At 66.2% G+C, this 13,417-nt stretch carries 15 protein-coding genes and 2 tRNA genes; 5 read left to right on the top strand and 12 right to left on the bottom strand.

Going from position 1 to position 13,417, the window contains the following annotated elements; translation table 11 throughout:
* Window positions 1-76: 76 nt before the first annotated feature.
* Entirely contained in the window at window positions 77-2,044 is a 1,968-nt protein-coding gene (locus AC06DU_RS09065) for a methyl-accepting chemotaxis protein (protein ID WP_478204394.1), read from the top strand.
* Between the two features lie 177 nt (window positions 2,045-2,221).
* On the opposite strand, the gene AC06DU_RS09070 is transcribed toward AC06DU_RS09065, so the two are convergent.
* Window positions 2,222-2,923, bottom strand: coding sequence for a pirin family protein (locus AC06DU_RS09070; RefSeq protein WP_046342365.1), 702 nt, complete (start codon window positions 2,921-2,923; stop codon window positions 2,222-2,224).
* A 134-nt stretch (window positions 2,924-3,057) separates the two neighbouring features.
* Here AC06DU_RS09070 and AC06DU_RS09075 point away from each other — a divergent pair, with 134 nt between their 5' ends.
* Together AC06DU_RS09075 and AC06DU_RS09080 are read left to right on the top strand one after the other, a co-directional pair.
* The gene (locus AC06DU_RS09075) at window positions 3,058-4,002 is read left to right on the top strand and encodes a LysR family transcriptional regulator (RefSeq protein ID WP_478204166.1); all 945 of its coding nucleotides are present in this window, start codon (window positions 3,058-3,060) and stop codon (window positions 4,000-4,002) included.
* 44 nt (window positions 4,003-4,046) lie between these two features.
* A complete protein-coding gene (locus tag AC06DU_RS09080) occupies window positions 4,047-5,042 on the top strand; it encodes a DedA family protein/thiosulfate sulfurtransferase GlpE (RefSeq protein WP_478204168.1) in 996 nt (331 codons plus the stop codon).
* A gap of 146 nt (window positions 5,043-5,188) precedes the next feature.
* On the opposite strand, the gene AC06DU_RS09085 is transcribed toward AC06DU_RS09080, so the two are convergent.
* From AC06DU_RS09085 to AC06DU_RS09130, 10 genes are all read right to left on the bottom strand, one after another.
* A tRNA-Arg gene (locus AC06DU_RS09085) sits at window positions 5,189-5,265 on the bottom strand.
* Window positions 5,266-5,374: 109 nt separating this feature from the next.
* A tRNA-Arg gene (locus AC06DU_RS09090) sits at window positions 5,375-5,451 on the bottom strand.
* A 40-nt stretch (window positions 5,452-5,491) separates the two neighbouring features.
* Window positions 5,492-6,373: an alpha/beta hydrolase family protein gene (locus AC06DU_RS09095; protein WP_478204170.1), complete on the bottom strand. Its 882-nt coding sequence runs from the start codon at window positions 6,371-6,373 to the stop codon at window positions 5,492-5,494.
* Window positions 6,370-7,179 (bottom strand): bifunctional hydroxymethylpyrimidine kinase/phosphomethylpyrimidine kinase, encoded by an 810-nt coding sequence (gene thiD / locus AC06DU_RS09100; protein WP_065032314.1) that lies wholly within the window; start codon window positions 7,177-7,179, stop codon window positions 6,370-6,372. The genes AC06DU_RS09095 and thiD overlap by 4 nt, the downstream gene beginning before the upstream one ends.
* Window positions 7,180-7,216: 37 nt before the next feature.
* On the bottom strand, window positions 7,217-7,888 hold the full coding sequence (locus tag AC06DU_RS09105) for a YoaK family protein (RefSeq protein ID WP_478204172.1): 672 nt from the start codon (window positions 7,886-7,888) through the stop codon (window positions 7,217-7,219).
* A 6-nt stretch (window positions 7,889-7,894) separates the two neighbouring features.
* A complete protein-coding gene (locus tag AC06DU_RS09110; protein ID WP_478204173.1) occupies window positions 7,895-8,377 on the bottom strand; it encodes a hypothetical protein in 483 nt (160 codons plus the stop codon).
* Entirely contained in the window at window positions 8,377-9,774 is a 1,398-nt protein-coding gene (locus tag AC06DU_RS09115) for a PhoH family protein (protein ID WP_016904785.1), read from the bottom strand. Before AC06DU_RS09115 ends, AC06DU_RS09110 begins: the two co-directional genes overlap by 1 nt.
* Window positions 9,775-9,856: 82 nt before the next feature.
* A complete protein-coding gene (locus tag AC06DU_RS09120) occupies window positions 9,857-10,339 on the bottom strand; it encodes a peroxiredoxin (protein ID WP_478204175.1) in 483 nt (160 codons plus the stop codon).
* Window positions 10,340-10,376: 37 nt separating this feature from the next.
* Entirely contained in the window at window positions 10,377-10,727 is a 351-nt protein-coding gene (locus AC06DU_RS09125; protein ID WP_039515997.1) for a ribonuclease E inhibitor RraB, read from the bottom strand.
* A gap of 13 nt (window positions 10,728-10,740) precedes the next feature.
* On the bottom strand, window positions 10,741-11,367 hold the full coding sequence (locus tag AC06DU_RS09130) for a glycine cleavage system transcriptional repressor (RefSeq protein ID WP_002813792.1): 627 nt from the start codon (window positions 11,365-11,367) through the stop codon (window positions 10,741-10,743).
* A gap of 92 nt (window positions 11,368-11,459) precedes the next feature.
* On the opposite strand from AC06DU_RS09130, the gene dapA reads away from it, so the two are divergent.
* Window positions 11,460-12,368, top strand: a complete 909-nt coding sequence (gene dapA, locus AC06DU_RS09135; protein ID WP_016905099.1) for a 4-hydroxy-tetrahydrodipicolinate synthase — start codon at window positions 11,460-11,462, stop codon at window positions 12,366-12,368.
* A gap of 16 nt (window positions 12,369-12,384) precedes the next feature.
* Window positions 12,385-12,903, top strand: a complete 519-nt coding sequence (locus AC06DU_RS09140) for a hypothetical protein (RefSeq protein ID WP_024939787.1) — start codon at window positions 12,385-12,387, stop codon at window positions 12,901-12,903.
* Window positions 12,904-13,022: 119 nt separating this feature from the next.
* Here the strand turns inward: AC06DU_RS09140 and fdxA are convergent, their stop codons facing one another.
* Window positions 13,023-13,346, bottom strand: coding sequence for a ferredoxin FdxA (fdxA, locus tag AC06DU_RS09145; RefSeq protein WP_006453280.1), 324 nt, complete (start codon window positions 13,344-13,346; stop codon window positions 13,023-13,025).
* Between the last annotated feature and the right edge of the window lie 71 nt (window positions 13,347-13,417).

Genomic DNA, 13,417 nt, shown 5'->3' on the forward strand with positions numbered 1-13,417 from the left:
CCGGGCACGGGTCGCTAAGGCTGTGACACCTCTCTCGGATCTCACCCCGATGCGCCTACCGCCTCTGCTTGGACGCCTGTTTTCTTCCCGGAGCCGTGGGCTGCAGCACAAGGCCGATGCGGTGGACCGGGTGATGGCGGTGATCGAGTTCGATCTTGATGGCCGCATCCTGCATGCGAACGAGAATTTCCTGTCGCTGATGGGCTACCGGCTCGACGAAGTCGTCGGTCAGCATCACCGCATGTTCGTGACCCCCAGCGACCGCGACAGCGAAAGCTATCAGCAGTTCTGGCAGGCGCTGCGTCGTGGCGACTTCAATGCCGGGCGATTCTGCCGGCTGGACAAGAACGGGCGCGAGGTATGGATCAACGCTTCCTACAACCCGTTGCTGGATCGTGCGGGCAAGGCCTACCGGGTGATCAAGTACGCCACCGACATCACCGCGCAGGTGCGCCAGACCGCCGACTTCGAAGGCCGCATCGATGCGATCGACAAGGTCATGGCGGTCATCGAGTTTTCGCTGGATGGCACGGTGCTCGATGCCAACGAGAATTTCCTTGCGGTGATGGGCTACCGGCTCGATGAGATTCGCGGCAAGCACCATGGCATGTTCGTGGACGCGCAAACGCGTCAGTCGGCGGCCTATCGCGCGTTCTGGGAGAAGCTGGGACGCGGCGCGTTCGACGCGGGGCGCTACAAGCGCCTCAACAAGGACGGCAGCGAGGTGTGGATCCAGGCGTCCTACAACCCGGTGCTCGACGAGCACGGGCGGCCCTACAAGGTGGTCAAGTACGCCACCGACGTGACCCGTCAGGTGATCGATTCGGCCGACGCCGATGGTCGCATCCAGGCCATCGACAAGGTGATGGGCGTGATCGAGTTCGATCTGGAAGGGCACGTGTTGAGTGCCAACGACAACTTCCTGGCCATTTTGGGGTACTCCGCCGAGGAGGCGATCGGCCAGCATCACCGCATCTTCGTGGACGCAAACTACGGTGCCTCCGAAGACTATCGGCATTTCTGGGCGAAGCTGGCGCGTGGGCAATTCGATGCGGGCCGCTACCGTCGGCTGCGCAAGGACGGCAGTCCGGTGTGGATCCAGGCGTCCTATAACCCGATCCTGGATGTGTCCGGTCGTCCGTACAAGGTGGTCAAGTACGCCACCGATGTCACCGATCAGGTGCGCTCGGCCGAGCGCATGCGTCAGTTGATGCAGCAGACCATGAGCATTGCGCAGAACGTGCAGCGCGAGGCGCACCATATTTCGGTCAGCAACCAGGACCTGGTGAGCCGCTCGTCAACGCAGTCGGCAGCCGTGGCGCAGACCTCGACCACCATTGATCAGCTGGCAGAGACCGTACGCAGCAATTCCGACAGTGCCGGCTCGGCGCAGCGCATGGCGGAGGCATCGGCAGATGTTGCCCGACGCGGCGCTACCGTCATCGCCGACATGGTCAAGACCACGGCCGGCATACGCTCGGCTACCGATCGTATCGGCCAGATCATCGAGGTGATCGACGGCATCGCGTTCCAGACCAATATCCTGGCCTTGAATGCGGCCGTGGAAGCGGCACACGCTGGCGAGCAGGGGCGTGGATTTGCCGTGGTGGCGACCGAGGTGCGCAGCCTGGCGCAGCGCTGCAGTGTCTCGGCGAAGGAAATTCGCGGCTTGATCGACAATGCAGCCGACCAGGTGGGCGATGGTTCGCGCCTGGCCGAGCAGGCCGGGGCGGTGATGCAGGACATGGTCAGCTCGGTGCTGCGGGTCACCGCGACCGTGGAGCAGATTGCCGCTGCCAGTCAGGAGCAGGCGCGGGACATTTCCACCGCCAACACCGCGCTGCAATCGATCGGTGTGCAGGCGCGCGACCAGGCGCAGATGGTCGACGATCTGGCGCGCTCGGCGCGTGTGCTGGAAGCCGATGCCGATGCGCTGTTTGCGCTGGTCAATGGCGACAGCGATGGCGCGGCGGAGGCGGCTGCCGTGCGCAGCGAACCCGCGAGCAAGTCGCTTGTCAGGCCTGCCAAGCCGCAGGCGGCATGATCCCGCGCAGAGTGCTGCGCGGGATTGTCGATGCGCGGCGTCGTCGCAGCTGCCCTGCAAGCAGAGGTGCCTGAGCACAAAAAAGCCCGCCGGAAGCGGGCTTTTTGATATCGGCCGATCCCCAGTGCGCGGCGTGCCGCCTGGTCTGCGGCACGCCGTGCGCTGAGCTGGTGGCGCTTACCTCGGCAGATCGAACACCAGCACTTCCGCATCGCGTGCATCGGCCAGCACGATCTCCGGCTCGTCGGTGATCTGCAACGCATCGCCGGCCGACAGCGCCTGGCCATTGACGCTCAGGCTGCCGCGCGCCACCTGGACGTAGCCGATGCGGCCCTCGGCCAGTGGCTGCTGCAGACGCACCTCGCCATCGAGGATCGAGGCATACAGGCGCGCGTCCTGGTGCAGGCGCAACGAGCCGTGCTCACCGCCGGGCGAGGCGATCAGGCGCAGCTGGTTGCGCTTGCTGTCGGCATCGAAATGCTTCTCCTCGTAGCTGGGCTCGATGCCGCTGCGCTCGGGCATCACCCAGATCTGCAGGAAGTGCACCGGTTCGCTGGCGGAGTGATTGAACTCGCTGTGGGTGACGCCGCTGCCGGCGCTCATGCGCTGCACATCGCCGTAGTGCAGGACCGAGCCGGTGCCCATGCTGTCCTTGTGCTCCAGTGCGCCACCCAGCACGTAGGAAATGATCTCCATGTCGCGGTGGGCATGGGTGCCGAAGCCTTCGCCCGGAGTCACCTTGTCTTCGTTGATCACCCGCAGCGGGCCGATGCCCATGTGGCGCGGGTCGTGGTAACTGGCGAAGGAGAAGGTATGGCGCGAGGACAGCCAGCCATGTTCGGCGCGGCCACGGGTTTCGCTCTTGCGGACATTCAACATGCTGCTTCTCCTTGAAAGGGTTGGTGTCGCCAGGGAATGAGTCGGTGTCCCGGCGGCTTGGTGGCTAGTCTCTACCTCCGCGCCGGCGCCAAAAAGCGAGTAGATTTGGTCGCTACCATCGAAAAAATCGAACAATGAAGATCAGCCTGGAAGCACTGCAGATCCTGGATGCGATCGACCGCCGCGGCTCGTTCGCGGCCGCGGCCAAGGTGTTGTTCAAGGTGCCGTCGACGATTTCCTACACGGTCTCCAAGCTGGAGGACGATCTGGGCGTGCAGCTGTTCGAGCGGGTCGGGCCGAAGGCGACACCGACCCAGGCCGGGCGCGAACTGCTGCGCGAAGGGCGGCAGCTGCTGCGGGCCGCGCAGGAGCTGGAGGTGCGGGTGCGGCGGGTGGCGTCGGGCTGGGAGTCGGACTTTGCGATCGGGCTGGATGCGATCCTGCCGGTGGCCTTGCTGCAGGCGCAGATCCTGGACTTCTACACGGTGGCCGACAGCACCCGCCTGCGCGTGGTGAGCGAATCCCTGTCCGGCAGCTGGGAGGCGCTGCTGGATCGGCGCGTGGACCTGATCGTGGCGGCGGGCGAGGGGCCGAGCGGTGGCGGCTATGTCGCCGAGACGATCGGCACGCTGGGCTTCGTGTTCGCGGTGGCCTCCACGCATCCGCTGGCGGGCGCCGGCCTGCTGGGCGCGGCCGAGCTGGCCGAACACCGTGCGATCGCGGTGGCGGATTCGGCGCGGCGTCTGCTGCCACGCACGGTGGGCCTGCTCTCCGCGCGCGATGTGCTCACCGTGCCGGACATGCAGGCCAAGCTGCAGTTGCAGCTGGCCGGTGCCGGCTACGGTTTTCTGCCCGAGCCGTATGCGCGCGGCGCGCTGCAGGACGGCCGGCTGTGCGCGCTGCAGGTGGAGACCCGTAAATCCGACGAAACCTTCTACCTGGCGTGGCGGCCGGGCGAGGAGGGCGAGGCATTGGGCTGGTGGCGGCGCGCACTGCGCCGCGATGGAGTGTTCGATGGCTGGTTGCAGTCGCTTGCCGAAACGTATCGTTCCGCCGCCGCCGGGCAGCCGCACGTGTGAGGAAGGGCGGATAATGGGCCCTCGCCGTCGCGCAGGGTCGCCGCATGCAAGGCTTGATCGAACAGTACGGATTGGCGCTGGTCTTTGCCAACGTGCTGGCGTTGTCGCTGGGCCTGCCGGTGCCGGCCCTGCCGACCCTGGTGCTGGTCGGTGCCGGCTACGCGCTGCAGGGCGGCAGCGATGCCTGGCTGGCCGGATTGCTGGCGTTGGCAGTGTCGGTGCTGGCGAGTCTGCTCGGTGACCTGGCCTGGTATCTGGCCGGCCGCCGTTTCGGCAATCGCACCCTGCAGTCGCTGTGCCGGCTGTCGCTGTCGCGCGATACCTGCATGAAGAAGACCGAGCGGTTCTTCTCGCGCTGGGGTGTGCGGGTATTGGCGGTGGCAAAGTTCGTGCCCGGTCTGTCGATGGTCTCGGTGCCGATGGCCGGTGCGATGCGGGTGCGCCCGGCGGCATTCCTGCGCTACGACGCCCTGGGTGCGTCGCTGTGGGCGTTCGTCGGGCTGAGCCTGGGCGCGCTGTTCGCGCATCAGGTCCAGGACGTGCTCGCGTTGCTGTCCGAGCTGGGCTCCGGTGCGGTGGTGGTGCTGGCCGTGTTGCTGGCCTGCTATGTCGGCTGGCGTTGGTGGCGGCGGCATGCCTTGCTGCGCTCGCTGGAGCACGCGCGTATCGCGGTGGACGAGCTGGTGCCGCTGCTCGAAGGCGACGAAGCGCTACGGCCGACGGTGCTGGACATCCGTGCGCCGGGCCACCGCGATCTGCAGCCGTACACGATTCCCGGCGCGGTGTTTGCCGACGAGCGTCAGCTCGCGCAGATCCTGGCCAGCGTGCCGCGCGATCGCAGCGTGGTGATTTATTGCGCGTGTCCGGACGAGGTGTCGGCGGCGTGGTTGGCCGGCCGGATGCGCGAGCGCGGATATGGCGACGTGCGGCCGTTGCTGGGTGGGCTGGATGCATGGCGCGACGCCGGGCATCCGGTGACCTCGCTGCTGCCGGTGGCGGTGGTTGCCCGTACCGATGATGTGCTGGGCGCAATGGCCTGACCGCAGTGACGCGATGTCCTGCGGCGGGTGTGCTGGTCTTTGGCAGTTGCTGCGTCGCGTTTGCTGCGTGGTAACAGCGCAGCCACGCCATGCGCTCGAACGACAGGCAAAAAAAAGACCAGCAAGCTGGTCGTTTTCTTCAAGATTGGTGCGCCCGGAGAGATTCGAACTCCCGACCGCCTGGTTCGTAGCCAGGTACTCTATCCAACTGAGCTACGGGCGCATTATCTTGTTTTGACTTGCATTTCCAACTTGCAGATCCGTCGCAGTGCGATCGAATCCTTGTAACTAAAAAGACAGCGGTTGAAGGCTGTCTCTTATTGTTCTGAAGATGGTGCGCCCGGAGAGATTCGAACTCCCGACCGCCTGGTTCGTAGCCAGGTACTCTATCCAACTGAGCTACGGGCGCGTCGTCAGGAGCGGAATTATGCGGATGCCCGGAGTCCTCGTCAATCCCTTTGTGACATTCGATTGTCGCTACCCTCATCGCCAAGACGCCGGCGCAGCGCGGCGGCCACGGCGGCGGGCGTCTTCATCCATGCGAAGTGATCGCTGCGCGCGCCCAGTTGCGCATCGTCCAAGGCAACACGTTCGGCACGTGCCTGCGGCATTTTCTGCAGCAAGGCCTGCAAGGCGCCGGGCGGGCCGAAGCGGTCGCGTGCGAAGGTCACTGCGCTGATCGGCAGATCGAGTAGGCCCAGTGCCTGCTCGAGATCCCACGACGTGCCTGCCGCACGATAGCGATTGCTGCGACCGACCTGCGCCCAATCGGCGATCAGGCTGCGCGCCTCGGTGCCGCCAAAACCGAGCCTTCGCCCGTGCAGCACGCCTTGCGTGCGTGCCAGCCATGGCAGCAGCCGGAAGATCAGCGGCAGGCCGTAGCGCATCGGCACCGGAAAATTGCGCCAGTACGGCGAGCCGCTGGCGACCAGCCACAGCTGCGCAATCCGTGCCGGCTGCAGCGCGGCATGGCAGCAAGCCAGTTGGCCGCCCAGGCTATGACCGCCCAGCACGCACGGCAGTTGCGGGTCATGCAGGTCGAGCAGCGCGCGGCTGGCGGGGATATCGTCGGCAAGCAGCGTGCGATAGCCCCAGTCGTGCTCGCGCGAGGGGCGCAGGGTGCTGCTGCCGTTGCCGCGCCACTCGTGCAGATACACCGCAATGCCGGCGCTCGCCAAGGCGTGCGCGAACGGCTGGTAGTGCCGGGCGGCAACGCCCAGTGCCGGCAGCCACAGCAGGCTGGCGATCGGCCGCAGCGGTGCGTGGCGCAGCACCTGCCAGGCATGTCCATCCGCTGCTGTCACGGCGAGCGTGCTGGCCTGCACGCTCATGGGCTGGGCGCGGCACCGAAATGGTCCAGCACCAGCACCTCGCTGTGACCGGGGCTGTGGCCGAGGCGGATGGCGCGCGCGATATAGTCGATGGCCGCTTCGCAGGCGTTGAGCAGGGACAGGCCCTGGCACAGCTGCGCGGCAATGGCCGCCGACAGGCTGCAACCGGTGCCATGCGCATCGACCTGCAGGCGCGGATGCATGAACACGTCCTGGGTGACGCCGTCATCGAAACGGTCGATCACCCGCGCGCCCTCGTGCAGGTGACCGCCCTTGAGCAGTACCGCGTTGGCGCCGAGTTCGAGCAGGGCGGCGGTGGCATGCTCGGCGGCGTCGGCATCGTCGATGCGGCGGCCGGTCAGCAGTTCGGCTTCGGGCGTATTCGGTGTGATCAGCGTGGCCAGCGGCAGTAGACGCGCGCGCAGGGCTTCCAGCGCGGCGTCTTCGAGCAGGCGGGCGCCACTGGTGGACACCATCACCGGGTCGAGCACCACGAACGGTGGGCGATGGGTTTCGAGCAGATCGGCCACGCAATGGATGACCTCGGCGTTGGCGAGCATGCCGAGCTTGACTGCCTGAATTTCGAAGTCCGCAAAGCAGGCATCGATCTGCGCCCGCAGAAACGCGACCGGGGGGATATGCACGGCAGTGACGGCGCGGGTGTTCTGCGCGGTCAATGCGGCGATCGCCGACAAGCCGTGCACGCGGTGCGCGGCAAAGGTCTTGAGGTCGGCCTGGATGCCGGCACCACCACCGGAATCGGAGCCGGCGATGGTCAGGGCGGACAGCGTGCTGGACGTGGTCATGGGGGGATTCTGCACTGCTGCCTGGCGGATGTGCGGATCAGCGCGTGCACCAGCGACGCCATTGCAGGTAGGCAACGTAGCCGGCACCGGTCACTCCGGTCAGGCCCGCCGGCAGGTAGAGCGCGTCGTAGTGCCAGCGCTGGAACAGCCAGGTGCCGAGCATGCTGCCGCCGAGAAAGCCGCCGATGATCAGCCCGCTCAGCGTGAGTCGGCGCACCTGCAGCGGGCGCCCGCGCAGCAGATGTCCCAGGCCGATGCCCAGGTCGGTGAACATGCCGCTCAGATGGGTGGTGCGGACTGCGGCGCCGCTGAGGGTGGTGGCCATGGCGTTCTGCAGGCCGCAGGCGCCTGCGGCGACCAGTGCGCCGCCGACATGGTGCAGCTTGAACAGCGGGATTGCGGCCAGCAACAGCAGCGCTTCGAGCAGCAGCGCCGCACCGTAGCGCTGTCCCAGCCGCAAGACATCGTCCTGGATGATCAGGCCGCTGAGCATGGCGCCTGCGCAGAAGGCGATCAGGATGCCCCAGAGAAAGCCGATCTCCGGTGCGCTGTTCTGCACCAGGGCCACGCCGAGCAGGCTGGTGGTGCCGGTGAGGTGGCTCACCACCTGATGCTCGGAGCCCAGGTAGCCGACCACGTTGACCATGCCGGCCACGCCCGATAACGCCACCGCGCCGATCCAGACCCAGCGCGGCAGCAGCAGGCCCATCGCGGGTCAGGGCGTACCGTTGACGGCGATCTGCGAGAACGCGCCGGTTTGCGGATCGTACAGCGCACCCCAGAAGGCGCTACCGCCATCGCACACCCGGATCGCTTCCTTGGCCGGTTTCACCGGCGGATCGTTCGGGAGTTTGAAGGCGTTGATGTAGATCAGCTGCTGGCCCTGGACCACCACGCCCACGTACTGGCGATCGAAATCGCGCGGCTCGGGGATGGTCGGCGTCAAGGCATCCTGCCGGGATTCGAGCTGATCGATTTGCTGCTGGCTTGGTGTCCAGTAGCCGGTGATCTGGCCCGGATGCCGCGCCGGGCTGTCGCGCGAGCAGGTGTCCAGCACCTGCTCGGCGATGCCCTGGCGGTTGATGACCCAGGACTGCCCGTTCTTGAGGTTGGTCGGCACGCTCGCTGGCGGCGGCGTGGTCGCGCAGCCGGCCAGTGCCATCACGGCGAGTGCCGCCGCGCCGCGCAGCCTGTGCATCACAGCACCTCCGAGGCGAAGTCGGCCAGGCGCGAACGCTCGCCGCGCCGCAGCGTGATATGCGCGCTGTGCGGCCAGGCCTTGAAGCGATCCACCGCATAGGTCAGGCCGGAGGTGGTTTCGGTGAGGTAGGGCGTGTCGATCTGTTCGACATTGCCCAGACACACGATCTTGGTGCCGGGGCCGGCACGGGTGATCAGTGTCTTCATCTGCTTGGGGGTGAGGTTCTGCGCCTCGTCCAGGATCAGGTAGCGCGACAGGAAGGTGCGCCCGCGCATGAAGTTCATCGAGCGGATCTTGATGCGGCTGGCGAGCAGGTCGTTGGTGGCCGCACGCCCCCAGGCGCCGCCGTCCTGGTTGTGGGTGAGCACTTCCAGGTTGTCGGTCAGTGCGCCCATCCAAGGCGTCATCTTTTCTTCCTCGGTGCCGGGCAGGAAGCCGATGTCTTCGCCGACGCTGACGGTGGCGCGGGTCATGATGATTTCGCGGTAGCGCTGCTGATCCATCGTCTGTGCCAGGCCGGCGGCCAGGGCGAGCAGGGTCTTGCCGGTACCGGCGGTGCCGAGCAGGGTGACGAAGTCGATTTCCGGGTCCATCAAGGCATTGAGCGCGAAGTTCTGCTCGCGGTTGCGCGCCACGATGCCCCAGACCGCATGTTGGCCGCTGCGGAAATCGTCGACCAGGCACAGCGTGGCCTTGCCGCCGCCGACCTTGGCCACGCGCAGCTCCACTTCGTCCTCGCCCGGCAGGTACAGGTACTGGTTCGGATACCAGTCTTCGTCCTCGGCCAGCACGATCTCGTAATGGGTGCGGCCACGCTCGTTCCAGCTGCGCAGGTCCTGATTGTGCTTTTCCCAGAAGTTGTCCGGCAGCTCGATGGCGCCGGTGAACAGCAGGCTGAAATCGTCCAGCGCGCGATCGTTCTGGTAGTCCTCCGCGTTCAGGCCGCTGATGTAGGCCTTGATGCGCAGGTTGATGTCCTTGGACACCAGGATGACTGGCACATCCGGATGCTCTTCGCACAGCGCCAGCACCGAGGCCAGGATCTTGTTGTCCGGGATCATCGCGCCGAAGGTGCGGCCCGGGTCGATCGGGTGGATCTGGAAATACAGCCGGCCGATCGCCGCCTGGCCCTTGAGCTGGATACCCTGCGGATGGCTGAGCAGGATGCCGGCCTGGATCTGCTCGGCATTCGTGTTCTCCAGCAGTTCGTCCAGGAAGCGGCTGACCTGGCGCGCATTGCGGCTGACTTCGGACGTGCCCTTCTTGGCGTTGTCGAGTTCCTCGATCACCTGCATCGGCAGGAACACGTCGTGTTCCTCGAATTTGAACAGCGCGGTGGGATCGTGCATCAGCACGTTGGTGTCCAGCACGTAGATGCGCTTGCCTCGGGTCATTGGGTCTTCCAAGTGATGGAGCAGGGGCGAGCCATCACGCCTGCAGGGCAGGGTGATGGAGGACACGGGAAACCAGGGGGCGTCACTGTCTGGCGTGCGCCTGCAACGCGGCCAGCACGGCGTCGGCGTGGCCGGCGACCTTGACCTTGCGCCAGGCCTGCACCACCACCCCTTCGGGCGACAGCAGGAAGGTGCTGCGCTCGATGCCGAGCACCTGCTTGCCGTACATGTTCTTTTCCTTGATCACGTCGAAGGCGCGGCACAGGGCCTCGTCGCCATCGCTGACCAGCGGGAAGGTAAATCCCTGCTTGGCGCAGAAATTGTCGTGCGACTTCACCGAGTCGCGCGAAACGCCCAGCACGACCACGCCGGCCTGGGTGAACTGCGGCAGCAGCGCGTTGAAATCCAGGCCTTCGGTGGTGCAGCCGGGCGTGCTGTCCTTCGGGTAGAAGTACAGCACCACCCATTTGCCGGCGTAGCCGCGCAGCGTGGTCTGGGTGCCGCCGGACAGCGACAGTGGCAGATCGAAGCTTGCAGCGGGTAGTTCGAATACAGCGTCGGTCATCGTTGCTCAGCCCTAAGTGGAGGGGCGTACGGCGCGGTCAAGCCGGGCCGACGTCCATCCCATCATAAGCAGCCACATGGAAACGTTTGGCAAGCGCATCGAACTGCGCATTGCGCTGATTCAGCGACTCGATGGTGTGCTGTTCCAGCTTGTCCACGTGCAGGAAGTACGACTCTTCGTCGTCGCCATCGTCTTCGTCGCGTTCGCCCAGGAAGATGTCGATGACCCGATAGCCGTCACGGGTCAGTTGCTCGGCGAGGTGTTGCAGCGGTTGCTGCGCCGGGTCGGCGAAGAAATATTCCCAGCGCAACGGCCCGTCGAGATTCCAGTCGGTCTCGGAGCGGATGTGCTCGAACATCTGTTTCAGGGCGGAAAGGGCAATGGCCATCGGAACGTCTGCCTCAGAACTTCATCGGGTCCATGATCGCGTCGAGATTGAGGTGATCACAGAATTCCAGGAAATCATCGCGCAACGCGGCGATGTGCATGTTGGCCGGCACGCCGATGGTCACCTGCGCCGAGAACATCTCCGCGCCGGTCTGCATGGCGCGGTAGCGCGTGCTCTGCAGATTCTCGATGGTGATGCCCTGGCGGTCGAAGAAATCGGCCAGCTGGAACAGGATGCCAGGCTTGTCGGCGGCGATGACTTCGACGATGTAGGGCAGCAGGTTGGACTGGGTCTGCTTGGGGCCGGTGCGGTACCACACCAGCTTCAGGCCTTCCTCGCGCTCGAGCCGGGTCAGCATCGCTTCGAGCTTGGCGACCGAATCCCAGGAGCCGGTGGCCAGGGCGGTGACCGAGACATCGCGCCCCACCGTGGCCAGGCGGGCGTCCACGAGATTGCAGCCGCTGTCGGCGATGCGGCGGGTGACGGGCAACAGGGGGGACTCCGGATGCGTCGTATAGGCGTTGATCAGGAGGTGGTTTTCGGTCGGCGAAGGCCGGGGAGTCGAGTCGGTCAAAGGGGCTTCCGGCATTGCATCAGGCTGAATGGCCGCCCGGGCAGGCGCCCTGGCGGTGACCAGCATACTTGCCCGTGGTTTCGCGCCGCAAGTAACATGCAGGCGGCCACAACCCGCGTGCGCGCGGGCCTTTCCTGTCACGTAAGAGCAGCAGAATCTTGTCCCTTTCCGGCATCATCACCGCGCTGGCGACCCCTTTCGGTCCGGACGGCGCACTCGACCTGGATGCCTGGCGGCGGTTGCTGGAACAGCAACTGCACGGCGGCGTGCAGGGAATCGTCGTCGCCGGTTCCACCGGCGAGGCCGCGGCATTGAGCGACGAGGAGTACGACACCTTGTTGCGTGCCGCGGTTGCGCAGGTGGCCGGCCGTGTGCCGGTGCTGGCCGGTACCGGCCTGTCGGGCACCGCCAAGACCATCGCGCAGACGCGCCGCGCTGCGGCGCTGGGTGCGCAGTACGCGCTGGTGGTGACGCCGCCGTACGTGCGTCCGACCCAGGCCGGGCTGCAGGCACATTTCCAGGCGGTTGCCGACAACGGCGGGCTGCCGGTGGTGCTGTACAACGTGCCCGGCCGCACCGGATGCGATCTGTTGCCGGAGACGGTTGCCGCACTGGTCGGCCATCCGAATATCGTCGGTATCAAGGAAGCGCGCAGCGAGCCGGAGCGCGTCGCCGCGCTGGTGGCGCTGCGCAGCGAGTCCTTCGTCGTGCTCAGCGGTGACGATGGCAGCGCCGCGCAGGCGATGCTGTCCGGTGCCGACGGGCTGATTTCGGTGGCGTCCAACGCGTTGCCGTCGGCGTACCGGCGGCTGTGCGATCTGGCCCGCGATGGTCAGCGCGAGGCGGCCACCACGTGGGACGCACGCCTGAGCGAGTACCACAGTTTCTGCGGGATCGAATCCAATCCCATCCCGGTCAAGGCGCTGCTGCAGCGCGCCGGGATCGGGCACGGCCTGCGCCTGCCGTTACTGCCCCTTTCTGCGGCGCACCAGCCTGCCGCCGACCGCCTTGCCGCCGACGCTGTTGCGTTGGAAGCGCTTTCCAGCCGCGAAATGCTCGCGGCCTGACCCAGGAGATTTATCGATGCGTCATTCCGTTTCCCCCGTCCGCGTGCTCTCGCTCGCGTTGCTGGCGACCGCCACCGTCGCCGCCACGAGCGGTTGCAGCTGGTTCCACAAGGGCGCACGCGGTGACTACGCGCTGGCCCCGGAAGCCCGTCCGCTGGAAGTGCCGCCGGATCTGAACCTGCCCGACACCTCCGGTGCGATGAAGGTGCCGACGCTGGCATCGAGCGCGCAGCAGAACACTTCGGCGCCACCGTCCGCCAGCGCCAACAGCGGTTTCACCGTGCCGGGCGAGCGCGACGAGGTGTTCGCCAAGGTTGGCGCGGCGCTGGCCGACATTCCCGGCCTGACCATCGCCAGCAAGGCGCAGATGCTCGGTTCCTACGACGTCAGCTACGAAGGCTCCAGCTTCCTGGTGCGCGTGGTGAAGGTCGAAGCCGGCAGCTATGTGTCGGCGGTGGATCCGCGCGGCATGCCGGCCACTGCGGCAGCGCCGGTGGCGGTCATCACGGCGTTGAAGGGCAAGCTGGGCGGCTGAGGCCGCTGCAGCAACTGCAGACAGCAGAACGGGCGCTTCGGGCGCCCGTTCTGCATTCTGATGCGTGGTATCGCTTTGCCGCTGCGTTGTCGCTCGGCTGGATGCTGCCAGGCGCTGTTTCAGCGTTGCAGCAGCGGCAGCTTGTTCGGCTTGCCGTCCCACTCGGCGGCATCGGGCAGCGGCTCCTGGCGTACGGTCAGCACCGGCCAGGCCTTGGCCAGCTCGGCGTTGAGCGCAACGAAGCCTTCCTGGCCTGCCGGGACGTCGTCTTCCGGGTAGATCGCATTGGCCGGGCATTCCGGCTCGCACAGCGTGCAGTCGATGCACTCATCCGGGTCGATGACCAGGAAATTCGGGCCGACATGGAAGCAATCCACCGGACAGACCTCGACACAGTCGGTGTATTTGCACTTGATGCAGTTTTCGGTGACAACAAAAGGCATGGCGGAATCCGGCGTTTAGCCTGTCAATTCTAAAGCAGTCCGGTGGCCGGTGTGGGGTTGGCCGGGATTTG

Source organism: Xanthomonas sp. NCPPB 3200 (genome assembly GCF_056393585.1).